At 65.6% G+C, this 24,896-nt stretch carries 25 protein-coding genes and 1 tRNA gene; 19 read left to right on the top strand and 7 right to left on the bottom strand.

Going from position 1 to position 24,896, the window contains the following annotated elements; all coding sequences use genetic code 11:
* Positions 1–162 precede the first annotated feature (162 nt).
* Positions 163–1,098: a zinc finger Ran-binding domain-containing protein gene (locus tag CDN36_RS14970; protein WP_287497129.1), complete on the bottom strand. Its 936-nt coding sequence runs from the start codon at positions 1,096–1,098 to the stop codon at positions 163–165.
* Between the two features lie 272 nt (positions 1,099–1,370).
* Between CDN36_RS14970 and CDN36_RS14965 the strand changes: the two genes are divergently transcribed.
* Both CDN36_RS14965 and CDN36_RS14960 read left to right on the top strand, forming a co-directional pair.
* A complete protein-coding gene (locus CDN36_RS14965) occupies positions 1,371–3,482 on the top strand; it encodes a UvrD-helicase domain-containing protein (RefSeq protein WP_287497128.1) in 2,112 nt (703 codons plus the stop codon).
* A 474-nt stretch (positions 3,483–3,956) separates the two neighbouring features.
* On the top strand, positions 3,957–4,733 hold the full coding sequence (locus tag CDN36_RS14960) for a metallophosphoesterase (protein WP_150555536.1): 777 nt from the start codon (positions 3,957–3,959) through the stop codon (positions 4,731–4,733).
* Positions 4,734–4,861: 128 nt separating this feature from the next.
* Here CDN36_RS14960 and CDN36_RS14955 read toward each other — a convergent pair whose 3' ends face one another.
* Positions 4,862–5,761: a c-type cytochrome gene (locus CDN36_RS14955; protein ID WP_287497127.1), complete on the bottom strand. Its 900-nt coding sequence runs from the start codon at positions 5,759–5,761 to the stop codon at positions 4,862–4,864.
* Positions 5,762–6,140: 379 nt separating this feature from the next.
* Here CDN36_RS14955 and CDN36_RS14950 point away from each other — a divergent pair.
* The 5 genes from CDN36_RS14950 (at position 6,141) to CDN36_RS14930 (ending at position 7,430) form a co-directional block, all read left to right on the top strand.
* Positions 6,141–6,216, top strand: a tRNA-Arg gene (locus tag CDN36_RS14950).
* A 254-nt stretch (positions 6,217–6,470) separates the two neighbouring features.
* Positions 6,471–6,683: a cold-shock protein gene (locus tag CDN36_RS14945; RefSeq protein ID WP_150557380.1), complete on the top strand. Its 213-nt coding sequence runs from the start codon at positions 6,471–6,473 to the stop codon at positions 6,681–6,683.
* A gap of 77 nt (positions 6,684–6,760) precedes the next feature.
* On the top strand, positions 6,761–7,042 hold the full coding sequence (locus tag CDN36_RS14940; RefSeq protein ID WP_287497126.1) for a hypothetical protein: 282 nt from the start codon (positions 6,761–6,763) through the stop codon (positions 7,040–7,042).
* Positions 7,039–7,236, top strand: coding sequence for a hypothetical protein (locus CDN36_RS14935; RefSeq protein ID WP_287497125.1), 198 nt, complete (start codon positions 7,039–7,041; stop codon positions 7,234–7,236). Before CDN36_RS14940 ends, CDN36_RS14935 begins: the two co-directional genes overlap by 4 nt.
* 59 nt (positions 7,237–7,295) lie before the next feature.
* A complete protein-coding gene (locus tag CDN36_RS14930) occupies positions 7,296–7,430 on the top strand; it encodes a hypothetical protein (protein WP_287497124.1) in 135 nt (44 codons plus the stop codon).
* Between the two features lie 119 nt (positions 7,431–7,549).
* On the opposite strand, the gene CDN36_RS14925 is transcribed toward CDN36_RS14930, so the two are convergent.
* Positions 7,550–8,080: a hypothetical protein gene (locus CDN36_RS14925; protein WP_287497123.1), complete on the bottom strand. Its 531-nt coding sequence runs from the start codon at positions 8,078–8,080 to the stop codon at positions 7,550–7,552.
* Between the two features lie 2 nt (positions 8,081–8,082).
* Complete coding sequence (locus CDN36_RS14920) at positions 8,083–8,781, bottom strand: flagellar basal body L-ring protein FlgH (protein ID WP_287497122.1); 699 nt, start codon at positions 8,779–8,781, stop codon at positions 8,083–8,085.
* Between the two features lie 357 nt (positions 8,782–9,138).
* Here CDN36_RS14920 and CDN36_RS14915 point away from each other — a divergent pair, with 357 nt between their 5' ends.
* The 4 genes from CDN36_RS14915 (at position 9,139) to CDN36_RS14900 (ending at position 12,509) form a co-directional block, all read left to right on the top strand.
* The gene (locus CDN36_RS14915) at positions 9,139–10,248 is read left to right on the top strand and encodes an ATP-binding protein (RefSeq protein ID WP_287497121.1); all 1,110 of its coding nucleotides are present in this window, start codon (positions 9,139–9,141) and stop codon (positions 10,246–10,248) included.
* A 61-nt stretch (positions 10,249–10,309) separates the two neighbouring features.
* On the top strand, positions 10,310–11,092 hold the full coding sequence (locus CDN36_RS14910) for a response regulator (RefSeq protein WP_287497120.1): 783 nt from the start codon (positions 10,310–10,312) through the stop codon (positions 11,090–11,092).
* A gap of 42 nt (positions 11,093–11,134) precedes the next feature.
* Positions 11,135–11,629: a hypothetical protein gene (locus CDN36_RS14905; RefSeq protein ID WP_287497119.1), complete on the top strand. Its 495-nt coding sequence runs from the start codon at positions 11,135–11,137 to the stop codon at positions 11,627–11,629.
* A gap of 277 nt (positions 11,630–11,906) precedes the next feature.
* Positions 11,907–12,509, top strand: a complete 603-nt coding sequence (locus tag CDN36_RS14900; protein WP_150557372.1) for a BPSL1445 family SYLF domain-containing lipoprotein — start codon at positions 11,907–11,909, stop codon at positions 12,507–12,509.
* A gap of 148 nt (positions 12,510–12,657) precedes the next feature.
* On the opposite strand, the gene CDN36_RS14895 is transcribed toward CDN36_RS14900, so the two are convergent.
* The 3 genes from CDN36_RS14895 to CDN36_RS14885 form a co-directional block, all read right to left on the bottom strand.
* The gene (locus CDN36_RS14895) at positions 12,658–13,527 is read right to left on the bottom strand and encodes an ABC transporter permease (protein ID WP_287497118.1); all 870 of its coding nucleotides are present in this window, start codon (positions 13,525–13,527) and stop codon (positions 12,658–12,660) included.
* An 85-nt stretch (positions 13,528–13,612) separates the two neighbouring features.
* Positions 13,613–14,446: an ABC transporter ATP-binding protein gene (locus tag CDN36_RS14890; protein ID WP_150557371.1), complete on the bottom strand. Its 834-nt coding sequence runs from the start codon at positions 14,444–14,446 to the stop codon at positions 13,613–13,615.
* Between the two features lie 196 nt (positions 14,447–14,642).
* Positions 14,643–15,683: an ABC transporter substrate-binding protein gene (locus CDN36_RS14885; protein ID WP_150557370.1), complete on the bottom strand. Its 1,041-nt coding sequence runs from the start codon at positions 15,681–15,683 to the stop codon at positions 14,643–14,645.
* Between the two features lie 260 nt (positions 15,684–15,943).
* Between CDN36_RS14885 and CDN36_RS14880 the strand changes: the two genes are divergently transcribed.
* The 8 genes from CDN36_RS14880 to CDN36_RS14845 all read left to right on the top strand — a co-directional run bounded on the left by CDN36_RS14880 (position 15,944) and on the right by CDN36_RS14845 (position 24,875).
* On the top strand, positions 15,944–16,615 hold the full coding sequence (locus CDN36_RS14880) for a response regulator (RefSeq protein ID WP_150557369.1): 672 nt from the start codon (positions 15,944–15,946) through the stop codon (positions 16,613–16,615).
* A complete protein-coding gene (locus CDN36_RS14875) occupies positions 16,608–18,002 on the top strand; it encodes a sensor histidine kinase (RefSeq protein WP_287497117.1) in 1,395 nt (464 codons plus the stop codon). Before CDN36_RS14880 ends, CDN36_RS14875 begins: the two co-directional genes overlap by 8 nt.
* 370 nt (positions 18,003–18,372) lie before the next feature.
* A complete protein-coding gene (locus CDN36_RS14870; protein ID WP_150557368.1) occupies positions 18,373–19,263 on the top strand; it encodes a sensor histidine kinase in 891 nt (296 codons plus the stop codon).
* The gene (locus CDN36_RS14865; RefSeq protein ID WP_150557367.1) at positions 19,260–19,919 is read left to right on the top strand and encodes a response regulator; all 660 of its coding nucleotides are present in this window, start codon (positions 19,260–19,262) and stop codon (positions 19,917–19,919) included. Before CDN36_RS14870 ends, CDN36_RS14865 begins: the two co-directional genes overlap by 4 nt.
* A gap of 495 nt (positions 19,920–20,414) precedes the next feature.
* A complete protein-coding gene (locus tag CDN36_RS14860; protein WP_287497116.1) occupies positions 20,415–21,863 on the top strand; it encodes a flagellin N-terminal helical domain-containing protein in 1,449 nt (482 codons plus the stop codon).
* A 155-nt stretch (positions 21,864–22,018) separates the two neighbouring features.
* Positions 22,019–24,067 carry a flagellar filament capping protein FliD gene (gene fliD, locus CDN36_RS14855; protein ID WP_287497115.1) on the top strand — a complete coding sequence of 683 codons (2,049 nt, stop codon included), beginning with the start codon at positions 22,019–22,021 and terminating at the stop codon, positions 24,065–24,067.
* A 42-nt stretch (positions 24,068–24,109) separates the two neighbouring features.
* Positions 24,110–24,544: a flagellar export chaperone FliS gene (gene fliS, locus CDN36_RS14850; protein WP_150557364.1), complete on the top strand. Its 435-nt coding sequence runs from the start codon at positions 24,110–24,112 to the stop codon at positions 24,542–24,544.
* Positions 24,537–24,875 (top strand): flagellar protein FliT, encoded by a 339-nt coding sequence (locus CDN36_RS14845; protein WP_150557363.1) that lies wholly within the window; start codon positions 24,537–24,539, stop codon positions 24,873–24,875. Before fliS ends, CDN36_RS14845 begins: the two co-directional genes overlap by 8 nt.
* The last annotated feature ends 21 nt before the right edge of the window (positions 24,876–24,896 follow it).

Raw genomic sequence — 24,896 nt, 5'->3', positions numbered from 1 at the left:
GACGCGCCCGGCTCGAGCGTCGCGCCGCGTGGCGCCGGTTTCCGGCACTCCGCTCCCGCGCCTACACACCCGCAACGCGCCCACACGCCCACACGCCGGCCATTCTGACCGTTGCAATGCGGTGCGGCGAAGCCGCCGCCGGTCGGTGCATGTCGCTGCGCGTCAGTGCGTGTCTCCCGGATTGGCGCCGGCGGGACAGCCGTCCTTGCCCCAATGCCCGTTGCACACGGCCCAGATGCAGCGCTGCTTCGGAATCACTTCGTACCAGCGATAACGCTCGCATTGCGCGAGGGCGGCCGCGATGGCGCTCGCGGCGCCGGGCCGGGAAGCCGCCGGCGCCGCGGCGGCATGCTGCGTGGACGCCGGGGTGGCCGGGCCGAAGTCTTCGTTGTCGTAGTGGGCCGGCAGGTCGGCGTTGGCGCCTGGACGCGCCACGTTGCCGGCGTCAAGCGCGTTGCGGCGGCTCAGCATCTGCATCATGGCGTCCGGCGCGTCGCTGCCGGCGGGGGTGGTAGGGGCCGGCGACGCCGGTGGCATGGCGGTGGCGCGCGCGGTGAGCGCGGCGGTCGCCGCCGAGGCCGTAAGCGGCGCGCTCGAGGCCGATACAGCCTCCGATACAGCCTCCGATGCAGCCTCCGATGCAGCGCCCGCCGCCGCGGCATCGGCCGCGGCCAGCGCCTGTGCCCGGGCCAGCGCCGCCGAGGCTTCGTCGACGGGGGGTGCGGGCGCCGCCGCGCTTGCGGCCGAGGCGCCTGCCGGGGCGGGCAGGCTATTGCCGCTGTTGAACGGGGTGACGGCGAGTCCGCCGCCGGGAGGTTTGGGAACGGGGTCGACGTAAGGCGCCCGCAGGTTCCACCAGATGCCGATCAGCGCGATGGCGGCAAAGACGGCGGTACCGATGACGAGCGCACCGTTGAGCCAGGCCGGCTCGCCGTCGCGCCTGCCGCGCTGGAACCGGCCCCGCGGCGCCGCGGGGGCGCCCGCCGCCGCCAGCTCGCCGTCCCGGAATCCCGGTTCGGCGTCCCCGAGTGTCGCGCCGCACTTCTCACAGTGCAGAGCACGCGGCGCATTGTTCGTCCCACAGGTTGGACATTGCACGGCGACCTCACCACGATGGCAACGTTTTTCATTATAGGCACCGCCCGCGCGTCGACGCCAGCGCACGCGTCGCGTCCGCCCCACAGTGGCGCATGGGGACAGGTGTGCGTGCGCGTCGCGCACCCGGCGTGTCACGGCGACGTGCATGCCGCGTGATAGACTTGCCCGCTATCCGGCAGGCCGACGCTCGCCACGCCGACGCCGCCGGTACATGCGCACCGCGCCGTGCGCGCACCCGCCGGCTGCCACTCCCGTCCCCATCGCTTCACGCCATGTCGTCCTTCCCGCTCAACCCTGCTCAGAACGAAGCCACGCATTACTTCGACGGCCCCTGCCTCGTGCTGGCCGGCGCGGGCAGCGGCAAGACGCGCGTGATCACGCAGAAAATCGCGTGGCTCATCGAGGCGAAGGGTTTCGAGCCGAAGCACATCGCCGCGGTAACCTTCACCAACAAGGCCGCGGCCGAAATGCGCGAGCGCGTGGCCAAGCAGCTCGAAGGCAAGACGCTCACCACACCCGGCAAGGAAGGTCGCAAGGTCCCTGTCAATCAGCTCACGATCTGTACGTTCCACTCGCTGGGCGTGCAGATTCTGCGACGCGAAGCGGAGAACGTCGGCCTCAAGCCGCAGTTCTCGATTCTCGATGCGGACGACTGCTTCGGTCTGATCCAGGAGCAGCTCGGCACCACCGACAAGGCGATGATTCGCGGCGTGCAGACGGCCATCTCGCTGTGGAAGAACGGGCTGATCACGCCCGAGACGGCGCTCGCCGCGGCCGAGACGGCCGAGGAGCACCAGGCCGCGCTCGTCTACCGCAACTACATGGCGACACTGCAGGCCTATCAGGCGGTCGACTTCGACGACCTGATCCGCCTGCCCGCGGAACTCTTCGAGCGCGACGAGCAAGTGCGCGAGCGCTGGCAGAACAAGCTGCGCTACCTGCTCATCGACGAGTATCAGGACACCAACACCTGCCAGTACCTGCTGCTCAAGCTGCTCGCAGGCAAGCGCGCGGCCTTCACCGCGGTGGGCGACGACGACCAGGCCATCTACGGCTGGCGCGGCGCCACGCTCGAGAACCTCAAGCAGCTGCAGGTGGACTTCCCGACGCTCAAGGTCATCAAGCTCGAACAGAACTACCGCTCGACGTCGCGCATTCTGACGGCGGCGAACAACGTCATCGCGAAGAATCCGAAACTCTTCGAGAAGAAGCTGTGGAGCGAGCACGGTCTGGGCGATCCGATCACCGTGACCGCGATGAACGACGAGGAACACGAGGCCGAGTCGGTCGTCTTCCGGCTGTCGGCCCACAAGTTCGAGCGTCGCGCCGAGTTTCGCGATTACGCGATTCTCTATCGCGGCAACCATCAGGCCCGCATCTTCGAACAGGTATTGCGCCGCGAGCGCATTCCCTACGTGCTCTCAGGCGGCCAGTCATTCTTCGACAAGGCGGAAATCAAGGATCTGTGCGCCTATCTGCGCCTGCTCGCCAATCCGGATGACGACCCCGCATTCATCCGCGCCGTGACCACGCCGCGGCGCGGCGTGGGCAGCACCACGCTCGAAGTGCTCGGCGGCTTCGCGGGGCAGGCCAAGGTTTCGCTGTTCGAGGCCGTCTACATGGGCGCGGTCGAGGCGCGGCTGCTGCCGCGGCAGCTCGAGCCGCTGCGCGCGTTCTGCGACTTCATCCAGCGCATCGCGGCGCGCGCGGCCCGCGATCCGGCCAACGAAGTGATTGACGACCTCATGGAAGGCATTCACTACGAGGCGTATCTGTACGACACGTTCGACGAACGTCAGGCGCAGGCGCGCTGGACGACGGTGCTCGAATTCCTCGAATGGATGAAGCGCAAGGGCACGCGCAGCACCACGGACGCCGCCACCGGACTCGACCCTCTCGACGACGCCGACGCGACCGACGACGACGGCAAGAGCCTGCTGGAGCTCACGCAGACCATCGCGCTGATGTCGATGCTCGAGGGCCGCGACGGCGACGATCCGGACGCCGTGCGTCTGTCCACGTTGCACGCGTCGAAGGGACTCGAGTACCCGCACGTCTTTCTCGTGGGCGTCGAGGAAGGCATCCTGCCGCACATCCGCGAGGACGAAGAGGTCACCGCCGAGAAGATCGAGGAGGAGCGGCGCTTGATGTACGTGGGCATCACGCGCGCGCAGCGCTCGCTGCAGTTGTCGTGGTGCAAGAAGCGCAAACGGGCCCGCGAGACGTATTCGTGCGAAGTATCGCGGTTCGTCGCCGAGATGCAACTGGACGACGCGCCGCCCCCGCCGCCGGAAGAAGCGCCCATGTCACCCAAGGACCGGCTCGCCAGCCTCAAGGCGATGCTCGCGGGCGGCGGCAAGGCGCCGTCGACGTCGGGCGCGTGACCCCGGCGCCTTGACGTCGTAAACGAGTCGCCCCCCGCGAGCGGGGGGCTGGCTTGAGGTGCGGCGATGTCCGTACCGGGGCTGTCGGCGGCGGCAGGCACGCCGTGTACGCAATGCTTGCTGCTATTTGCCGCCGCCCGAAGACGTCTGGTCACATGCGGCCGCCGGACTCGATACTGCGACAACGCCCGTCAGACCGGCCAAACAAAGCAGGACGGCGACCCACAGTTTGCGCATAGGCTCTCCTCCACTCGTCAGGTGAAGTTTCACTATAGAAGCGCGTTCTATCGATGACAAAGACATCTTGACCATCGGCGCCGCGCAGGTGATAGTCGGTAAAAAACGGGCGAAACAATGCGCAAATTGCGTTGATTTCGATCCAATGCCCACACGTCCGACGCACGGCGATGCGTCCGGCACGCAGGCGCGCGGCACGTGTGCGGCACCGATCCTCAAGCCTAGTGGAGCGTGTGCGTGAGACTGCATATCCTGTCAGACCTGCATTTGTCCGTAGCCCCGATGGCCGTACCCGACGTCGACGCCGACGTCACCATTCTCGCCGGCGACATCAGCCGTCCGGCGCAAGCGATCGAGTGGGCGAAGCAGTTGCCTCGTCCCGTCATCTACGTTCCCGGAAATCACGAGTTCTATGGCGCGACGCTTGCCGGCACGCTCGCCGAGCTGCGCCGCCTCGTCGCGGGCACCCAGGTGCATCTGCTTGAGCGCGCGGCCGTGGTGATCGACGGCGTGCGCTTCGTGGGCACGACGTTGTGGACGGACTTCGCGCTGTACGACGCGCTGGGCAAGCACAACGAAGTGATCGAGGAATCGCGCAAGTTCGTGCGCGACTTCACGCGCATTCGCGTAGGCGACCCGGCAGCGCCATGGTCGGATCTGCCGTTCTTCTCGCCGGAGGATTCGGCAGCGCTGTGTCGCGAGAACGTCGCGTGGCTCGCGCGCGTGTTCGCCACGCCCCATGAGGGGCCGACGGTGGTCGTCACGCATCACGCCCCCACGCCGAGAAGCATCCATCCGCGCTTTGAGGGCTCGCTGGTCAATCCGGCGTTCATTTCGGATTTGACCTCGGTCGTCGAGCAGTCGGAGGCCGCCTTGTGGATCCACGGCCACACGCACGATTCGTTCGACTACAAGGTCGGGCGCACGCGCGTGCTGTGCAATCCGCGCGGCTATTGCTTCGAGGCACGCGTGGAGAACGCCAGCTTCGATCCGCAACTGTGCGTGCGAGTATGAGCGCTGAGGGCTGACGCCGCGCGTGCGAGCCTGCGCGACGCCGCCCCCCCCCGGGACGCCAAAAAGAAAATCCCCGCCGAGGCGGGGATTTTCAGGGTGGCGATTGCGAAACGTTGCGCGCGCCGGTATTACTTCGCGGCGTTCACCATGTAATCGACGGCGGCCTTGACGTCGTCGTCCGAGGCATTCGCGGCGCCACCCTTGGGCGGCATGGCGTTCAGACCCTTGAGCGCGGCGTTGTGCAGCGTGTCGATGCCGGTCTTGATGCGCGGCGCCCATGCGGCCTTGTCGCCGAACTTCGGCGCGTTCATGACGCCGGCGGCGTGGCAGGCCATGCAGACAGTGTCGTACAGCTTCTTGCCGGCTTCGAGGTTGCTGCCCGCGCCCGCTGCGGCCGGTGCGGCCGTCTTGAGCGACGCCATGGCGGCGGCGGCGGCCGCGGCACTGCCGGCGTCGGCGCCCGAGGCCGGGGCAGAGGCAGCGCCGGAGGCGGGCGCGGCTGCGGCGCCCGAGGCGGGCTGAGCCGGCGCTGGCGGCTCCTGGAGCTTGCCGCCCGAGGCGTTGGCCATATAGACGATGGCGCGGCCGATTTCGTAGTCCGTCACGTCGTCCGGACTGGTGCCGCCGCGCGGCGGCATGGCGCCCTTGCCGGCCAGGGCGATCTTGAGCATTTCGTCATAGCCTTGCGCAATGCGCGGCGCCCAGTCGGGCGAGCCCACCTTCGGCGCGCCGGCGGCGCCGGAGGCGTGGCAGGCGGCGCAAACGGCCTTGTAGAGTTGTTCGCCGGTCTGATACACGCGTGGCGCGCTGGCGTCCTTGATCTCGACCTTGGCCACGGGCGCGATGCGCTCGGCAATGGCCTGTTCGGTCATGGCGGAACTGCCGGCGCCGGTCAGGGCGCTGTTGCCCACGTAATTGACCAGCAAGACGATGATGACGATCGGTACCAGAAAACCTGCGACGACTGCGGCGATGAGCTGCTTCGGTGTTTTGATGAGGGACTCATGCTCGTTATGTGCTTCACTCATGCGGGATCTCTCAATAGTTTTTGTGGAAACCGAGTGCATCACACCGGATGGCTGGCACCATCCAGTCAAAATAACGAACCATTGTAGCAACAAACGTTCGGCGGATGACACGCGAAGGCGGTGCGTAGACGCCGCAAAAGTCCCGTATTTTCCCTAACTTACGCGAAAGCGAAAGCAGTGTTCCGCGCGGTTCGTGCGCAAAGCGCGGGCGCGTTGCGCGCACAGCAAATCCGCGCAGCAGCGTCGTGCGGCATGAAATTGCCGCATTGTGGGGCGCGAGAATGCACAGGGCATGGACGGCGCGCGGCAAAACCGCTATGCTTCTACCTCTTTGCCCGCCGGCAGCGCGCTCGCGCACTCCTTCCCGGCGGCGAGCACCGCGCCCGTAGCTCAGGGGATAGAGTATCGGCCTCCGAAGCCGAGGGTCACTGGTTCGATTCCAGTCGGGCGCGCCAACATTTTTTCAATGGGTTGCGTCGGCTCATTGCCGGCACCCGAGGCCCCCATCTCGTTACACGAAATACATTGTGCGCCGGGCATAACCCGCGTATAAGTGACACATCGAACATCAAGTCTGACTTTCATCGACCAGCGTCGATCTTCACGATCTTTGCGAGACACTTCCGATCTCTGAATTCTTGTTTGTCCGCCACTGGTGTCCAGTCACGCATTTCGCGATGGCAGCACACCGGGAAAACCAGGAGTTCGCATGAGCACCGGAATTGTTAAGTGGTTCAACGACAGCAAGGGCTTCGGCTTCATCAAGCCGGACGACGGCAGCGAAGATCTGTTCGCTCACTTTTCGGAAATTCAGCCCCAAGGGCGCACCGAATTTCGTACCCTCCAGGAAAACCAGCGAGTCTCCTTTGATGTCGCCCGCGGGCCGAAAGGCATGCAGGCCTCCAACATCAAGCCCGCGTAACCGCCCCCCGTCGCCTTTCCTGTACATCACCTCGCCCCCGCGCGGTGATGTTGCGCCACTCGCCGCTGGAGGAAAACATGGCTTACATCAATCCGTTTTACCGAGGTTTTCGCCTGGAAACCTGCGTATTCCGTGAGCAGGACGCAGGGTCCATCGAGCGCAGGCATGATCGGACGTTCGGCGTCTCCGTAAGGATTTCCCCTACTTCCGAGAACGACCCGGCATCCTCGTTGGCACCGAAACTGTTTCGCCTCGACGGCTCGCCCTTCGACTCGATCGGTGAGGCGCGCCGTGCCGGCGAGGCATTCGGACGGTCTTGGGTCGACGACCTCATTCGCAGCACCGAAGTGCAGGCGTGATCATGGTCCTGCGCGCCAACTGGTTCCTGTATCCGGACTACGTGCCGCCGGACACGACGCGGTTCTTCGGCGGACCGTCTGTCGCCAGCGCGCTCGAGGCGAGCCGCCGCATGGCGGCAAAGCCCGTGCAGCGCGGTCGAATCCGCAAATGGCTGAGCCGGCGCTACGTCGGCGAGTACCCGACCCGCAGTTAAGCAGTGCGTCCACCGTACCGGAAGCCCTGCGGGCCATAGAACGTCGACAGGAGCAGACCGTGCTCGCCCCTTTGCGCACATGCCCGTACATGCCCGCACATGCCATGATGGCCGCGCTCCAGCGCATCGCCGAAAAGCGTTCCGAGCAACCCTCCGAGGCGGTTATCGAACCGCATCGCTGGCTCGCGAACTGATACACCGGGTCGGCAAGCACTTCGAGCCGACCCGATTCGGCCGAGCGTATTGCCGGCACGCGAACACCCTTCGTCCGTCGTGGTGAGAAGGCATCGCGCAGCGATCGCCGTTCCGGACCTCAGAACACCACCAGCCGGTCCACCAGTTGCGCCATGCGCGAGTTCGACGCCGACCATGATTCGATCGTGGACGAGCGCCCGTCGAAATACACCGTGTTGATGATCGCGCCGTCGCGGCTGAGCGTGAGCGTCGCGTAGGCCAGGTATTCGGTCGGCGCCGTGCCCCATAGCGAATTGCGCCATGCACGCCGCACCTGGTAGTTCAGCACGATGCAGCCCGCCGGCCACGTGCCCGGACTGTAGATCGTGCTCACGATGCCGTAAGCCCGCAGCCGCCCCTGGATGGCGGGCAGCAAGTCGGAGATGCCGTCCGGCGCCAGTTCGATGCACATATTGTGCGACAGCAGCTCCGGCGCGGCCGGCTCCGACGGTGGCTGCACCGGCGGCAACTGGTCCGAGAGCGCCGCGCCCGTGGTGACCACCGTGGCCGCCACCTGCGCCGCCACGACCGGCACCGGCGTCGCGAAGAGGCACCCGCCCAGCGTCGCGCTCGCCGCCGCCGCGAGCGCCAGCACCATCGCGAGGCGCATCGTCAGAACGGCGACACGCCGAGCACGACGCGCTGCAGCCAGCCGACGCTGCTGCCGTCGGCAATCTGCCCGTCCTCCACGCGCGCCACCTTCGCCTGCCCGACCTTGTTCGACGCCACCACATTGCCCGGCGAGATGTCGAACTTGTTCACCACGCCGGTGAAGCGGAACGTCTCCATGTTGTGCCCCTGCATCACCTGCTTTTCGCCTCCCACGACGTAGGCGCCGTTCGGCAGCACCTCGACGATCGCCACCGTGATCGTGCCGGTAAGCGCCGTGCTCGAGGCCGAATTTCCGTTGCCCTTGAAACTGCTCGCGGACTGGCCGATGTTGAACCAGCGCTCGAGCACCGAATCGGCGCCGTCGGCCTTCGCGCTCTTGGCCGTTACGCTGGCATTGCGCGACACGTCGCTCTGCGATTTGTTGCTGCCCGACGAAGTTTCCGATACGGCGATCGTCAGCAGATCGCCCACGCGATGCGCCACCGGCGTCTCGAACCAGTTCGTCGCCGTGGTCGGTTGGTAGATGGAACCGGCCGTCTGCACGTTGGCCACGCGCGGCATGGGCATCACGCTCATGGGCGTGGGCATGGGCGCCGGCGTAGAGCAGGCGCCGAGCATGGCGCCCGCCCCCGCGAGCTGCGCAAGCGTGCGGACCAGACCGCGCGACTTGTCGCGCTTGAGCATCGATAGCTTCGACATGATGAGGCGCCCCCGCGCCGGTTCCGGACCGGGTCCGGTTCCCTTCGAAAGATGTGAACGGTTGAAGCAGCCGGCCAAGCGGCATGACGGCATGGCGGCCAGCCTGGTAAGGCATGGTAAAAAGCGCGCGTGCAGCGACTGCGGACAAATCGAGGAAAATTTGTGGAGGCACGGCGCGCGCCGCGCCGAAGCTGAGAGAATGGCGCGCCAGACGCACAGCGCTCGCCTCGCCGCTCGCCGGTCCGCGGTCATTACACGGCATTGCGCGGCATTACGCGGCATTGCGCGGCCATTACACGGCATTGCGCGCTCATTCCTCGGATCACTTCCTCGGGCTACTTCTTTTCACGCAAGCGCATGAACTCCGGCATCACCCGCAAGCTCTTCCTCGCAATCTTCGCCACGGGCCTGATCACCATGATGGCTACGGCGCTCGTCGTGCGCGCGGCCGCCGGCGGCCAGAGCTGGCTGCGGGGTGACAATCTGGTGTACCTGGCGTTGCTTGGCATGGCCGCGCTCGGGGCCGTCGCGCTGCGCCTCGCCCAGCGACTGCTCGTGCCGGTCACCCCGCTGCTCGAGGCCACGCACCGCATGGCGATGGGCGACTACAGCGCACGCGCGCCCACCGCCGGCGCCGACGAACTCGCCCGCCTGGCCGCCGATCTCAACCGGCTGGCCGACACGCTCTCTCACAACGACCGGCTGCGCCGCGACCTGCTGGCCGACATCTCGCACGAGCTGCGCACACCGCTCTCGGTCATGCGCGGCGAGATCGAGGCGATGGAGGACGGCGTGCGCCCGCTGACACAAGACGCACTCGCCTCGCTGCGCGTCGAGATTTCGCTGCTCTCCAAACTGATCGACGATCTCTACGAACTCTCGCTCTCGGACATCGGCGCGCTGACCTATCAGTTCGCGCCCGTGGACATGACCGAGCGGGTCGCGACGGCCGTCACCGCCTTCGGCGACTGGTTCGAGGCCAAGGGCATTGCGCTCAACGTGCACCTGCCGAACGACACGCTCGTCATCGAGGGCGACCTGCACCGTCTCACGCAACTGCTCGGCAACCTGTTCGAGAATTCGCTGCGCTACACCGACGCAGGCGGCGCCGTGCGGGTGTATCTGTCATCCACCGACAAACACTTGCGTCTCGAGATCGAGGACTCGGCGCCCGGCGTGCCCGACCACGCCCTGCCGCGCCTGTTCGAGCGGCTCTTCCGCGTGGAGGCGTCGCGCAGCCGGCGCAGCGGCGGCGCCGGCCTTGGCCTCGCGCTGTGCAAGCACATCGTGGAAGCACACGGCGGCCAGATCGTGGCGCGGCATTCGCCGCTGGGCGGCCTCGCGCTCGCCATCACGCTGCCGTACCCGGGCTGCGCCACCGGCGACGCAGCCGCGCCACGCCACAGCCCGGCGCATTGCGCGGGCGCCGCCGCCTTCGGCGCCCACGCGCCGGGGGCCCTCTGCTGAGCCCGTCATCCGTGCATCCCGCCTTGCAGACCGAATCCCCCTCCGCTCCCCGTCCGACGCGATGACCTTTGCCGACACCGCCCCGATCCTGATTGTCGAAGACGAGCCGAAACTGGCCGCATTGCTCGCCGAATATCTGCGCGCGGCCGGCATGCCGTGCCGCATCGTCGCCGACGGCCGCGACGTGCTGCCGGCCGTGCGCGCGACCGAGCCGCGTCTCGTGCTGCTCGACCTGATGCTCCCCGGCATGGACGGGCTGGAAGTGTGCCGCGCCGTGCGTGAAATCTCCGAAGTCCCCATCGTGATGCTCACCGCCCGCGCCGCGGAAACGGATCGTCTGCTCGGTCTGGAGCTGGGCGCCGACGACTACATCTGCAAGCCCTTCAGTCCGCGCGAGGTGGTGGCGCGCGTGAAGGCCATCCTGCGACGCGTTCGCGGCAACGGCGCCACGGCGGGGGCTCCCGTCGCCGCGCCGCAAACGCCTGCGCTCGTGATCGATCCGGTGCGTCATCACGCGCGCCTCGACGGCCACGAGCTGCCCCTCACGCCGGTGGAGCTGCGCCTGCTGGCCACGCTCGCCAGTCATCCCGACAAGACGTTCCCGCGCGCGCATCTGCTCGATCGCATGTACGACGACCACCGCGTGGTGGCCGACCGTACCGTCGACAGCCACATCAAGAATCTGCGCCGCAAGCTGCAGGCCATCCGTCCCGACGAGGAAATCGTGCGCTCGATCTATGGCGTGGGCTACCGGCTGGAGTTGCGCACCGATCGCCCGACCGGGCACCCGGCGCGACATGGCGTCGCCGCTATCGACAATCCGGCAGGTGCAGTGCCAGAATAGGCGCACCCGCGCCACGGCGGGTGCCCATTGAGGAGATCGACGATGCCACGCCGCACCGCCCCGCTCTGCCCGATGTTCCCGATGTTCCCGATGTCCGCGCCATCCCATCCGCCCGCCACGCCAGTCGGCTCGTTGCGCACACGCGCCGCCCGCGATGCCGCCGCGTGCGGGAAGCGCCCACGGCTCGATCGCCTGATGCGCGTAACGCTGGCCCTGGCCCTTCTCGGCAGCGGCGCGCTGGCACACGCGCAAACGCCGGTGTGCTTCGATAGCGTCGGACGCGCCCTTCCCCCGGAGCAATGCTCGCAGGCCGCGCGCGACCAGGCGGCGGCGCAAGCCGCCGCATCGGGGGCCGGGTCACCGTCCCTGCGAGACGAATGCCGCGCCCTCGCCGACAAAATCGCCAACACCCCCGACAAGCCGGTCTACACGCGCGACCGGCCGGTCGTCGCGCCCAACGGCAATCGTATCGACATTCCTACGCGCACAAACCCGCGCAAGGCGCTCAAGGAAGAATACATGCGCAAGTGCACGTAGGCATGCGCCTACAAATTAGCGGAAGATGCAAGCGAGTTAGCGGAACTTGTGGCGCCGGTTTCTTGACAATACACGCAGACACCGCATAATCGTTGTCATGCCGGCGCGTACTGCAACGTCGCGAATGCGCTGTCCATCGGACGCCGAATCATCGTCCTCATCGCCGCTTCAATGCCGAAGCGTCTCGCCCCGCCGGGGTGTTGCGTCGGCCTGACGTTTTATCCGCATCCACCGCCGCCACACGTTGCAAGCGGCATACGCTTTCCGGAGGGAGAAAATGCAGAAACGCGAATTCCTGATGAAAACTTCCGTGGCCATGGCGGCTGCCGCCTTCGCTCTGGCAGGCTGCACCACCACGACGCCTTCGCAGGCCGATCGGAGCGACAAGGCCGCCGGCACGAACGCGAACAAGCGCCGCGAAATCGATGCGGCCGTCAACGGCGCGCTCGAGAAAATGTATGCCTCCGTGAAGGGCTCGCGCGAACTGGTAAACCGCGCACGCGGCGTGCTCGTGTTCCCGTCGGTGCTGCAGGCCGGCTTCGTCGTGGGCGGCGAGTATGGCGAAGGCGCGCTGCGCGTCGGCGGCGCGACCAAGGGTTACTACAACACCGTGACGGCGTCGTTCGGCCTGCAAATCGGCGCGCAGTCCAAGGCGGTCATCTTCCTGTTCATGACGCAGGACGCGCTCGACAAATTCCAGCGCACCGACGGCTGGACGGCTGGCGCGGACGCCTCCGTCGCGCTCGTCAAGGTCGGGGCCAACGGCGCGGTCGACCTGAATACGGCCACCTCGCCGGTAGAGGTCATCGTCATGACCAACGCCGGCCTGATGGCCAACCTGAACGTCGAAGGCACGAAGGTCACGAAGCTCAATATCTGACCGGGCGGGCGTCGCCCTGCGCGGCGGCGCCCATCGAACGGCCAACGAACGACAAACGAACGGCCAACCAACAACGCCAACGGGAAAACGGCGCTGCCCCTGCGGGGGGCGCCGTTTTTTCATGCGACGGACTCGCCTCGGCCGGCCATCACTCGTTGCTGAACGCGGCCGGACGCCACTTGAGCAGGCGCTTCTCGAGCGACGTGAGCAGATAGTCGGCGCCCAGCGCCACGGCGGCGAGCACGATCATCGCGGCGAACACGCCGCTCGCGTTGAACGCGCCCTGCGCGGTCGAGATCAGCAGGCCAATGCCCTGCTTGGAGCCGAGGAATTCACCGACGACGGCGCCCACGAGCGCAAAGCCGAAGCTCACGTGCAGGCTGGCGAGAATCCACGACAGCGCCGACGGAATCACCACCGACATCGTCACCTGACGACGCGACGCACCGAGAATCTGCGCGTTGGCGATCATGTAGCGGTCGGCTTCGCGCACGCCCTGGAAGGCGTTGGCGAACACCACGAAGAACACCATCACCACGGCGAGCGCAACCTTCGACGCCATGCCCAGGCCGAACGCGATCACGAAGATCGAGCCGAGCACCACGCGCGGAATCGAGTTGGCGATCTGGATGTAGAGGCTGAAAACGTCCGAAAGCAGCTTGTTGCGCCCGAGCACGATGCCGCAGATCACGCCGGCCACGCCCCCGATCAGAAAGCCGAGCACGGTCTCTTCGAGCGTGACGAGCACCTGCGTCCAGAGCGGTCCCTGCGACGTGCCTTCCACGCACCAGTCATAGATCTGCTGCACGATGAGCGACGGCTGCGAGAAGAAAAACGGATCGATCCAGCCGACGCGCGCGGCGAGTTCCCAGCCGCCCAGTCCGACCACCAGAATGGCCACGCGCAGAAAAATCACCAGCGCGCGACGTTGTTTGATACGGCGCTGCGCCGCGGCTTCCTCGCGTGCGAGATCGGCGTCGCCGATTCCTGCCAGCATGGCCTGTTCACTCATGTTCATGCCCTCCTCCTGACGGCATGGGCGTGCGCGCCTGCCGCGCCGCCCGATAATTCACTGTCGCCGGCTCTCGCCAATGCCGACAGACTCAACCGATCTTCACTTCTTCGCGCAGATCCGCCCAGATCTCGCGCGAGATGTCGATGAAACGCTGTTCGTAGCGAATCTCGGACATCACGCGCGGGCGCGGCAGATCGATCGTGTACACGTTCTTGAGCGTGGCCGGACGCGCACTCAGCACGAACACACGATCGGCGAGTGCAATCGCTTCCTCCAGATCGTGCGTGACGAACACCACCGAGCCCGACGTCGACGACCACAGTTGCAGCAGCTCGTCCTGCATGAGCGTGCGCGTTTGCATGTCGAGCGCCGAGAACGGCTCGTCCATCAACAGGATTTCGGGGTTGTTGATGAACGTCTGCGCCAACGCCACGCGCTTGCGCATACCGCCCGAGAGCTGGTGCGGGTAGTGATTGCCGAACTTGTCGAGGCCAACGCGCTTGATCCACTCGTCGGCCAGCGCATACGCGGCGTCCTTCGACTGGCCCCGGAAGAGGGGTCCGGCGGCCACGTTCTCGCGCACGCTGCGCCAAGGGAAAACGGCGTCGTTCTGGAAGACGAAGCCGATGCGCGGATCGATGCCATTTACCGTCTGGCCCATCACGCGGACGGTGCCGGTCGTGGGACGCAGCAGGCCGGTAATCATCGACAGCGTGGTCGACTTGCCGCAGCCGGTCGGCCCGACGATGGCGACGAATTCGCCGCGCGCGACCGACATGCTGAAATTGCGCAGCGCGACGGTGGCGCGCCCGTCGGGCGAAATGAAGCGGCACGACACGTTGTCGAATTCGATGGCCGGCGTGTCGCGCGAGACGGTGCTCGCGGCACGCACCGGCGCCGTGGGGGTGGTGGTCTGGGTCATGCCCGGCTCCTCTGGTACGTCGAATGGCTAACGGTCTTGCCGTTGCGTTGGGATGAGCCGGCCCGCACACCGGACGGTCGTCAGGCGCGGGCGGCTCGGGGTGCGCGCCGAACTGCGCGCGCGCCGGTATTACGGGGTCAGGCGGTGCGCAGGCCGCGCCGCGAACGCGAGAACGCGAGGGCGGGCGAGCGCCCGATCACTTGACCTGATCGACGAACTCGTTGGTGTACGTCTTCGACAGGTCGATGTGCTTGCCCTTCACGTTCGGATTGAACGCAGCGAGCACCTTGAGCACGGTCTCGGGACCGCCCTTGGGCATGCGGCCGTCCGGCGAGAACATCGGCAGCGAGTTCTGCAGCGCCTGCACGTACAGGTCCCGATTCTTGCCGTAGTAGTCCTTCGGCATCTTGTCGGCGATCTCGGTCGCCGAGTGGGTGTTGATGTACTTGAGCGTCTTCACGAACGCGCGAGCCAGCTTGGCCGCTTCGGGCTTGTGCTTGTCGAGCCACGAGCGCTGCACGTACAGGCTCGATGCCGGATACGCGCCGCCGAGCGCGGCCACGGTGCCTTCCATCGTGCGCATGTCCACGAGCACGGCGGCGTCGCCGGTCTTGATCAGCTGCGAGGCGGTGGGCTCGGTCGTCATGCCGGCGTCGATGCGGTTCTGCTTGATCGCCGCGATGAACGTGTTGTCCGCGCCGACCGGCAGCACCGAGTACTGCGCCGACGTGATGCCATGCTTGGCGGCGAGGTACTGCGTGAGGAAGTTCGTCGAGGAGCCAAGGCCTGTCACGCCGAGGGTCTTGCCCTTCACGTCGGCCATGCTCTTGATGGTGTCCTTGCTCTTGGCGTTGACCAGTTCCACCTCGCCCGGCACCTGACCGAAGATCGTGATGGCCTGGACTTCCTTGCCCTTGCTCTGCAGATCGATGGAGTGATCGTAGAAACCGACCACGGCCTGCACCGCGCCGGCGAGCAGCTCGTTCTCGGCGTCGACGCCGGCTGGCTGCGAGAGCAGTTCGACGTTCAGCCCCTCTTCCTTGAAGTAACCGAGTTGCTCGGCGAGCTTGGCCGGCAGGTAGATCATCTTCGTGATGCCGCCGACCATGATCGTGATCTTGCCGCTGTCGGCGGCGAAGCCCGGTGCGGCGGCCAGCGCCAGCGACACGCCGAGCACGGCGGCGATTGCGGGTTTCACGAAGGCTTTGGGCAGGCGCGTGCCAAGGCTTGCTCGCATTGTGGTGTCTCCATCGTTTTAGGGATAATGGGGCCGAGCGCGTGTGCGGCGCCGGCGGGCCTCGCGCGACGCGTCGCGGGGCCGGGGCAGCGGTCCACTGAGTCGAATTCCCCTGCCTCGATGGCGATTGTAGAAAATCGAAGCTTTCATCAAGCTTTCGCCGCTTGCAGGTTTTCGTTCGCGACTCATGGGTGTTTACCCGCTGTTGGCGAGCGTCCGGACAGCGGGCACACTCCCGAGCGCATTACGCCCTCGCCGTCATGAAACTGCTGCTCATCGAAGACAACGACACGCTCGCCCACTGGCTCGCCCGCATGCTGCGCGACGACAACTTCACCGTCGACGCCGCGCGCGACGGCGATGCGGCCGATCGCCTGCTGCAAACGGAAACCTACGACGTCGTGCTGCTCGATCTGATGCTGCCCAGGCTCGGCGGCAAGCATGTGCTGCGGCGCCTGCGCGAGCGGCGCAACAACGTGCCGGTCATCATTCTGACGGCGAGCGGCTCGGTCGACGAGAAAGTCGACTGCCTTGGCGCGGGGGCGGACGATTACCTCGTCAAGCCGTTCGAAGTGCGCGAGCTCATCGCGCGCGTCAAGGCGCTGGCCCGGCGGCACTCCCCCGAACAGGGCGCCGAGCTGCAGTGCGCCGATCTCGTCTATCACACCGGCACCCGCCAGTTCACCATCGCCGGCGCACCGCTTGCGCTGCCCTCGCGCGAGCACGCCGTGCTCGAGATCCTCATGCGCAAGCAGGGCAAGACCGTCGCCAAGAGCGCGCTCGTCGACGGCGTGTTCGGCCTGGACGACGAACCCAGCGCGGACGCCATCGAAATCTACATCCATCGCCTGCGCAAGAAGCTCGAGACCAGCCGCGCGGCGATCATGACGCTGCGCGGTCTCGGATATCTGCTGCGCGAGAAAGATGCTTAGCCTGCGCGTCAGGCTGTTGATGTGGCTGATGCTGCCGCTCTCGCTCTATATCGGCGCGAGCGCGTGGCTCGCCTATCGCAGCGCGCGCGACACGGCCGAGCTCGTGCAGGACCGTGCGCTGCTCACGTCGGCGCAGGTCATCGCCGGCGAGCTCACGTGGGTCGACGGCGCGCTGCGCGCCAGCGTGCCGCCTTCGGCGCTCGAGCTCTTCGCCTCGCCGGCGCGCGACCGGGTGTTCTATCAGGTCATCACGGAAGACGGCCGCCTGCTCGCCGGGCCGCCCGACTTTCCGCATCCGCCGCTGTTTCAGGCGTCCGCGCCCGTCTACACGGACGTCACCTTCAACGGCGAGCCGCTTCGCGTGGTGAATTACGTGCGCACGATGTACGACTCCGGGCAGCGCTATCGCGTCGCCGTCGTGGTCGCGCAGACCATGCACGGACACGACGAGATGCTCGCGCAGCTCTGGGAGCCCTCGCTGCATCGCCAGATCGCCATGGCCGCGCTCGCCGCCATACTCGTGCTCATCGGCCTGACCGTGGAGCTGCATCCGCTCATCCGGCTCAAGGAAGAGGTGGCCGGCCGCGCCCCGCAGGAGCTGGTGCCCATTCGCGCAGGACAACTGCAAACGGAATTGCGCCCCATCGTCGACGCGATCAACCTGTGCATCCAGCGGTTGTCCGCACAGGCGCAGCAACAGCGCCGCTTCGTGGCGGACGCCGCACATCAGCTGCGCACGCCGCTCACGCTGCTCGACACCCAGTTGCAGTTCGCCGCACAGTTGGACGACCGCGCCGCGCTGGCCGACGTGCTCGCCGCCATGCAGACCAGCAGCCGCGGACTGGCCGACCTCACCAACAAGCTGCTGCTGCTCTCACAGGCGGAGGCGGCGGACACGCCGGCGTTCTCGCGCTCGCGCGTCGATCTGGTGGGCGTGGCGGCCGGCGTGCTCGAAGAGCTCGTCGCCCTCGCGCAGCGGCGTGACATCGACCTGGGGCTGGAGACCGCCGAAGCGCATGTCTGGGTCTCGGGCAACGGCGAGCTGTTTCATGCGATGGTCATGAATCTTGTCGACAATGCGATCCGCTATATCCATGAGGGCGGCCGCGTGACTGTCGCGATCGACCGCGAGGGCGGCGCCGCACGCCTGCGCGTGATCGATGACGGCCCCGGCATTCAGGCCGAAGCGCGCCAGCGCGTGTTCGAGCGCTTTTATCGCAATGCGCCGCCCGGGCAACCCGGCACCGGCCTTGGCCTCGCCATCGTGAAAGAAATCGTGGCGGCCAGCCACGGCGCCGTCACGCTGGGCCCGGGCGCGCACGGACAGGGTCTGGTCGTGACCGTGACGCTTCCTCTGGATCCGGAAACAGAAAACAACGCCCTATAGGGCCCGCGCCTGGCGTACCGTCACCGATGAGGCGCGCGGCACTTCCGGGCGATTGTCTGAAAGAAACTCACAACCGTATGAAGTACCGATAAAAATCAAGGCACTACAACTGGTTAGATCGAAAGTGTCGTTTGAAACATACGCTCGACTGGATACGCTAGGACAAACCCTGATATATTTGGGGTCTTCGCAGAATCCTCCTCAAGCAAGCGCAAACTTATTGATCCAAATCAATTAGTTATGCTTCGCTGTCAACCACGCGGGCGCCCGCCGCGTGTAATTGTGACGAAATGTAAAGTTTGTTAAATTGGTTGTCGGTCCCGCCGCGTGGGTTGCGGCACGGGACTTTTTCTCTCAGGGATTTGCCTCCATGCCGTATCTCGTCGATCCTGCCGCACAGGCTGCGAGACGCCGCACGTCGCTGGACGACGCGGTGCACGCTCGCGCCGTGACGCCGGCATCGGATCAGGCCGCCGTCTGCGATGCGTCATTGCCGGTGGAACCCGCCTCGCGCGCGGGCGTCCCCCGTGCGCTCGCGCAGTCGGTGGCGCGCAAGATCGACGCCGCACGCGAGGCCGAGCGCACGCGCCTTGCGCAGGAAATGCACGATGGCCTCGGCGCCCATCTCACGGCACTGCAACTGACGGTCGCGCGCCTGACGATGCGCCCGCCGGCCAACCCCGCCGAATGGCAATCCCTCTGCGCCCAGATCCAGCATGCGGCAAGTGCCGCACAGGACGCGGCACACGAACTCGTCGGCCGCCATCGCCCTCCCGCGCTCGACGCGGGTCTGGTGGCGGCGTTGCGCGCGTGGCTGCGCGGCTTCGGCGAGCAAAGCGGACTTACCTGCATCTGGCGGTGTGACGACGTGACCCGCGAGCGCGTGGCACGGCTCACGCCCGAGGCGGTGCTCGCGCTGTATCGCATCGCGCAGGAAGCGCTCACCAACGTTGCTCGTCACGCCCGCGCGTCGCGCGTCGTCGTCGCGCTCGACGGCAGCCATCGCTCGCTCAAACTCACGGTTTGCGACGATGGTTGCGGGCTTGCCCGCGGCGCGCGCCGCAAGCAGGGACATTTCGGCCTGATCGGCATGCGCGAGCGCTGCACGGCGCTCGGCGGCACGCTGCGCATTGGCGGTGGCGAGGGATCGGGGACGCTCGTGAGCGCCCGCCTTCCCTGGCACCAGATCCTTCCGGCCCCGGCCGGAATCCAGGCCCTGCAGGCCCCGGAATCGCTCGCTCTTCACGGATACGCATCATGACGCTTAGAGTGCTCATCGTCGACGACCATGCCATCGTGCGGCAGGGCGTCCGACAATTGCTCTCCGATAGCGGGAGCATCGCCGTCGTCGGCGAAGCCGACTGTGGCGCGGAAGCGCTGGAGATGACCGACTCGGCGCAATGGGATATCGTCCTGCTCGATATTTCGTTGCCCGACACGAACGGTCTCGAGATTCTCAAGACCCTGCGACGCAAGCACCCCCGTCTGCCGGTCATGGTCTTCAGCATGTACGGCGAAGGCCAGTTCGCGCTGCGAGCGCTCAAGGCTGGCGCGGCCGGCTATCTGAGCAAACGGTCGAACGCGCAGCAACTGGTCTCGGCCGTGCGGCAGGTCGCCTCCGGCCGCAAGTACGTGAGCCCGATGGTCGCCGAGACGCTCGCCGACTATCTCGGCCCGGATGCCGACCAGCCGCCGCACGAGCGCCTGTCCGATCGCGAGTATCAGACGCTGTGCATGATCGGCTCGGGCAAGCGCCTCACCGATATTGCCAATGCGCTGTCGCTCTCGGTCAAGACGGTGAGCGTGTACCGCACGCGCCTGCTCGAGAAGATGCGTCTGAACAACAACGCCGAGCTGACCTATTACGTCATGCAGCACGGTCTGGTCAGCGCCGAGATGGGACCGGTTGGCGTTTGATCGCCGGCGCAGCCCTGACCGGCCGCCCACGGGCGGACCGGCAGTGAATAAGTACTCACTCCATGGCCCGCCTGCGCGGGCCATGCGCATTTCCGGCGTCCGACCTGGTATCCGCGACGTCTTTTTCACGGGCGCGGCGAAAAAATTTTCGTCGCCGCGGTGCCTCGTCGCGCACACGCGCTCTTCGCGCTCGGGCGCCCTCTGCGCCGCAGGGCTTGCCGCCTCTCAGCGCCTTACAGGATATGAATAGGCGCCAGATTGCCCCTTTCCTTGGCGGATCGATCGTGGAGGAATTTCGTAGACTGGCTCACTAGCGTTTTTCCGACATCGACGGGCACGGTCGATGGGGGGTGGCAAAGCAATTTGCAAAAGCACCCTAAATTTTCCCAAATGCCGTCCGATATCCCCTACAACGGCGGCTTTCGGCGATTGGCTCGTGAGCCAAAGTTACGGCGCTTAAGCCGGAGCCAATTTATTTGGGAAAGGAGTTGCTAAATGGCATCTGTCATCAATACCAATATCTTCTCGCTGGTTGCTCAACGTAACCTGAGCTCGTCGCAAGGCGCGCTGCAAACCTCGATCACGCGCCTGTCCTCGGGCCTGCGCATCAACAGCGCCGCCGACGACGCCGCCGGTCTGGCCATTACCGACCGCATGACCGCCCAGGTCAACGGTCTGACCCAGGCACAGCGCAACGCCAACGACGGTATCTCGCTGGTGCAGACCGCTGCCGGCGCCCTGTCGTCGATCACGGACAACCTGCAGCGCATCCGCACGCTGGCCGTTCAGGCGACCAACGCCACGAACTCGGATTCGGACCGTGCCGCTCTGGACCAGGAAGTCCAGCAACGTCTGGCCGAAATCCAGCGTACTGCGCAACAAACTCAGTTCAACGGTCTGTCGGTTCTTAACGGCACGATGGGCACCGCGAACTTCCAAGTCGGTGCGAACGCCGGTCAAACCATCTCGGTCAATCTGTCGCAGAGCATGACGATCGACAGCATTGGTGCCGTCGCAACCAAGGCAGCAGGAGCGTTGCCGACGTTCGGCCCGTTCGTTGTCAACGGTGCGACCAATGCAATCACGGTTGCCATTGGCGGCGGCGCCAGCGTCTCCGTCGCAAACGGTTCGTACGGCAACCTCAATGATTTGGCTAGCGCAATCAACGTCGCGGCGAGCGCCGCAGGTGCTACCTCGCAAGTGGCAACTGTCGTTGGTGGCGAACTGGAGCTCACCAATAACGACACGACGCCCGGCAACACCTTGACCATCGCCGGCGCTGGCGCAACCGCCCTTGGCATCCCGGCAGGCGCGATCGCCATTAGCGGTGGCACCGCTTCGTCCACCAACGGCGCCATTGTTGGTTCGACGCTGACCCTGAATGCCGGTGACCTTACCCTCACCGTCGGTGGGAAGACGACCAACGTCGTCGGCAAGTTCTCGTCGTTGTCGGATGTCGCTAACGCCATCAGCGCATCGAATTCCGGCGTTAATGCGTTCGTTGACTCCAACGGCAAACTGAACCTGGTTTCGTCGCAAGACTTCACGCTCGGCGGCGATACCGCTGCGGCGGGCAAGCTTGTGGCCCTGGGTTTTGCCACTACTGATGCAGTCGCCTACTCCGTCGGCGGCAACCTGACAACTGCAAACGTGCAGTCCGTCGGTAGCGCTACGACGATGCTCAGCCAAATCGATGCCGCGATCTCGCAAGTCGATAGCCTGAACGCAACGCTGGGCGCAATTCAAAACCGCTTCCAATCGACGATCAGCAGCCTGTCGACTACGACGCAGAACCTGACCTCGGCACGCTCGGGCGTTCAGGACACGGACTACGCAGCGGAAACGGCCAACCTGACCCGCTCGCAGATCCTGCAACAAGCCGGTATCTCGATGCTGTCGCAAGCTAACCAGCTGCCGCAGCAAGTGCTCAAGCTCCTCCAGTAATACCGGAGTAGTGCAAGCATGGCCGACGCGAACGAGTGCGCCGGCAAGCCGGCGGCGTCACTGCATAGCGGTGCCGCCGCCGCGCGCTTTACAGACCGGGACACACAAACAACGGTCTGGTAGTAAAAACCAGTTCAACGAAGCGAGAGCAAAAAATGGCAACTTCGAGTTCAGCGGGCAGCATTTCCTCCCCCGGTATCGGTTCGGGGCTGGACGTCAACGCCCTTGTCACGAGCCTGATGCAGCCGGCCAACAACAAGCTCACGCTGCTGAAGAACCAGGAAGCCAGCTATCAGACGAAGGTCTCGGCCCTAGGTCAACTCCAGTCCGCGTTGAGCACCTTCCGGTCGGCGTTAAGCTCGCTATCGAGCGCGTCGCAATATCTCCAGATGTCCGCCAATGTCGGCGATTCGACGATTCTCGGCGCAACGGCCGGCAGCACCGCCGCCGCTGGCGTGTATTCGCTTAACGTCTCGCAGCTAGCCGCCTCCCAAAGCCTGACGGCGGCCGGCGTTACGAGTCAGTCGGCCGCCATTGGATCGGGCACAGCCACCAAAGTCACGCTCTCCTTCGGCACGATCTCGGGCGGCACCCTGACCAACGGCACGTACAGCGGCGCATCGTTCACGCCGAATGCTTCGCAGTCGCCGGTCACGATCACGATCGACAGCACCAATAACTCGCTCACAGGCATCCGCGACGCCATCAACGCATCGGGCGCGAACGTTAACGCGACCATCGTGAATGACGGCACGGGAACCCCCTATCGCCTGGTTCTCACGTCGAAGACATCGGGCGAGCAGATGAGCATGAAGGTCGATGTCGCTGCGGGTGGCGACGCCGCCGTCACGAACTTGCTAGCCTACGATCCGACCGGCACGCAGAACCTGACGCAGACGGTCGCGGGCCAGAACGCGAAGCTCACTGTTAACGGCCTTGCTGTTCAAAGCGCAACCAATAACGTCACCGATGCCGTGCAAGGTCTGAGCTTCAGTCTCATCAAGACCGGCTCGACCACAGTGACAACCTCGAACAACTCGTCTGCCGTCACCACCGCCGTCACCAACTTCGCCAGCGCTTACAACACGCTGCAATCGACAATCGGCACGCTGACCAAGTACGACCCCACGGGCGCCAATACCGGCCCCCTGATCGGCGATTCAACCGTACAGATGATTCAGACGCAGATACAAACGATCCTGAACGGCAAGCTGCCGGGCGCTTCGGCGACGGGCTTGACGCAGCTCGCGCAGATCGGCGTTGCTTTCCAGAAGGACGGCACGTTGAGCGTCGATCAGTCGGCGCTCACCAAAGCCATGAATTCGCCCAACGGATTCAATCAATTGGCGTCGTTGCTGGCAACAAACGGGATCGCCTCGGACAGCCTGATCTCCTACACAAGCTCCACGTCAAAGACGCAAGCTGGCCAGTACAACGTCAACGTCACCCAACTGGCCACCCAAGGCGCAACGACCGGTTCGGTGACGTTGCCCTCGTCGATCACGCTAAACAGCACGAACAATCAACTATCCATCACGCTTGACGGAAATTCCGCAAGCATCGCGATTCCTCCCGGCACCTATACGCCGGACTCGCTTGCTACGGCAATTCAGGCTGCCATCAATGGAAATTCAAAGTTTTCCACTGCCGGCTCTACCGTATCGGTTAAGCAAAACAACGGCATTCTGACGATTACGTCGAATCGTTATGGCTCGGCTTCGAACGCCAGTGTGACTGGCGGAACAGGCTACACCAACCTCTTCGGCACGGCCTCAAGCGCAACGACCGGCGTCGACGTTGCCGGCACGATCGGCGGTTATGCGGCCACTGGCAGCGGGCAATCGCTCACCGGCGCGACGGGGACCCCCGTCGAGGGCCTGAAACTTCAGGTCACTGGCAACACCACCGGCAATCGCGGCACCATCAGCTTCTCGCAAGGCTATGCCTCGCTGTTGAACAATCAGGTCGGAGATTTCCTGAGTTCGTCGGGAGCCCTCTCCACGGCGACAACCAGCCTGAACACCACGATCAAGCAGATCCAGCAGCAGGAATCGGATTGGCAGGACCAGATGACGCAAATGCAGAACCGCTATCTGGCGCAATTCACGGCGCTGGATGCGACGATGGCCAAGCTGCAGAACACGAGCGACTACCTCAAGCAGGTGCTGGGCGGCTCGTCGTCCTCGTCGTCGTCCTCGAAGTAAGCGCGCGTCACGCTCAATCGGCCACGCGCCCCGGAGAAAGACATGTACGGTCAAAATGCCGCCAACGCTTATCGCAAGGTCGGTCTCGAGACGGGCGTCATCGCCGCGAGCCCGCACCAGCTCATCGTGATGCTGTTCGACGGCGCCAAGGCCGCGCTCACCCGCGCGCGCGTGCACTTCGAGGACGGCCGCATCGCCGAGCGCGGCCAGGCCATCTCGAAGGCCATCGAAATCATCGGTGGGCTGCGCGACGGGCTCAATATGGAAGTCGGCGGGGAACTGTCCCGCAATCTGCGTGATCTGTACGACTACATGGGGCGGCGTCTGCTCGAGGCGAACCTCGAGAACGACGTGGCCAAGGTAAGAGAAGTCGACACCCTGCTCGACACCATTGCATCGGCCTGGCGAGAAATCGCCCCGGCCGCCGGCACGGGTGCCGCCGCCGCCCAGGCGGGCACCGGAGTGCGCTATGAATGATGCCGCGACCTTGCTCGATTGCTACGAAAGTATTGCCGGTCTGACAGAGCGCATGCTCGGTGTGGCGCGTGACGGCGATTGGGATGCCCTCATCGACCTCGAGGCGCAGTACCGCGCGCAGGTCGACGCGATCAAACAGCTCGACGCCGCGCTGCCGCTCAGCGAGGACGAGCGCGCGCGCAAGCATGCCATCATCCGCCGCATTCTGGCCGACGACGCGGCCATCCGCGATCTCGTGGTGCCGCGTCTCGCGCATCTCGACGCCATGATCAACAGCACGCGCCGTCAACGTGCCCTGCACGAAGTCTACGGCCTGAACCTGGGCACCTGAGGCGCGCCGCCCGGCAGCGCG

Source organism: Pandoraea sp. CB10b_02 (assembly GCF_002216225.1).
Taxonomy (GTDB): Bacteria; Pseudomonadota; Gammaproteobacteria; order Burkholderiales; family Burkholderiaceae; genus Pandoraea; species Pandoraea nosoerga.
The sequence above is the reverse complement of the archived record's forward strand: the minus strand, read 5'-3'. Positions and strand labels throughout refer to the sequence as shown.

Bases quoted from the DNA above. Each gene is read 5' to 3' on its own strand.
- CDN36_RS14965 (WP_287497128.1), top strand. From the start codon at position 1,371: ATGTCGTCCTTCCCGCTCAACCCTGCTCAGAACGAAGCCACGCATTAC.
- CDN36_RS14955 (WP_287497127.1), bottom strand. From the start codon at position 5,761: ATGAGTGAAGCACATAACGAGCATGAGTCCCTCATCAAAACACCGAAG.
- CDN36_RS14945 (WP_150557380.1), top strand. From the start codon at position 6,471: ATGAGCACCGGAATTGTTAAGTGGTTCAACGACAGCAAGGGCTTCGGC.
- CDN36_RS14940 (WP_287497126.1), top strand. From the start codon at position 6,761: ATGGCTTACATCAATCCGTTTTACCGAGGTTTTCGCCTGGAAACCTGC.
- CDN36_RS14925 (WP_287497123.1), bottom strand. From the start codon at position 8,080: ATGCGCCTCGCGATGGTGCTGGCGCTCGCGGCGGCGGCGAGCGCGACG.
- CDN36_RS14920 (WP_287497122.1), bottom strand. From the start codon at position 8,781: ATGTCGAAGCTATCGATGCTCAAGCGCGACAAGTCGCGCGGTCTGGTC.
- CDN36_RS14915 (WP_287497121.1), top strand. From the start codon at position 9,139: ATGAACTCCGGCATCACCCGCAAGCTCTTCCTCGCAATCTTCGCCACG.
- CDN36_RS14910 (WP_287497120.1), top strand. From the start codon at position 10,310: ATGACCTTTGCCGACACCGCCCCGATCCTGATTGTCGAAGACGAGCCG.
- CDN36_RS14905 (WP_287497119.1), top strand. From the start codon at position 11,135: ATGCCACGCCGCACCGCCCCGCTCTGCCCGATGTTCCCGATGTTCCCG.
- CDN36_RS14900 (WP_150557372.1), top strand. From the start codon at position 11,907: ATGCAGAAACGCGAATTCCTGATGAAAACTTCCGTGGCCATGGCGGCT.
- CDN36_RS14895 (WP_287497118.1), bottom strand. From the start codon at position 13,527: ATGAACATGAGTGAACAGGCCATGCTGGCAGGAATCGGCGACGCCGAT.
- CDN36_RS14890 (WP_150557371.1), bottom strand. From the start codon at position 14,446: ATGACCCAGACCACCACCCCCACGGCGCCGGTGCGTGCCGCGAGCACC.
- CDN36_RS14885 (WP_150557370.1), bottom strand. From the start codon at position 15,683: ATGCGAGCAAGCCTTGGCACGCGCCTGCCCAAAGCCTTCGTGAAACCC.
- CDN36_RS14880 (WP_150557369.1), top strand. From the start codon at position 15,944: ATGAAACTGCTGCTCATCGAAGACAACGACACGCTCGCCCACTGGCTC.
- CDN36_RS14875 (WP_287497117.1), top strand. From the start codon at position 16,608: ATGCTTAGCCTGCGCGTCAGGCTGTTGATGTGGCTGATGCTGCCGCTC.
- CDN36_RS14870 (WP_150557368.1), top strand. From the start codon at position 18,373: ATGCCGTATCTCGTCGATCCTGCCGCACAGGCTGCGAGACGCCGCACG.
- CDN36_RS14865 (WP_150557367.1), top strand. From the start codon at position 19,260: ATGACGCTTAGAGTGCTCATCGTCGACGACCATGCCATCGTGCGGCAG.
- CDN36_RS14860 (WP_287497116.1), top strand. From the start codon at position 20,415: ATGGCATCTGTCATCAATACCAATATCTTCTCGCTGGTTGCTCAACGT.
- fliD (WP_287497115.1), top strand. From the start codon at position 22,019: ATGGCAACTTCGAGTTCAGCGGGCAGCATTTCCTCCCCCGGTATCGGT.
- fliS (WP_150557364.1), top strand. From the start codon at position 24,110: ATGTACGGTCAAAATGCCGCCAACGCTTATCGCAAGGTCGGTCTCGAG.
- CDN36_RS14845 (WP_150557363.1), top strand. From the start codon at position 24,537: ATGAATGATGCCGCGACCTTGCTCGATTGCTACGAAAGTATTGCCGGT.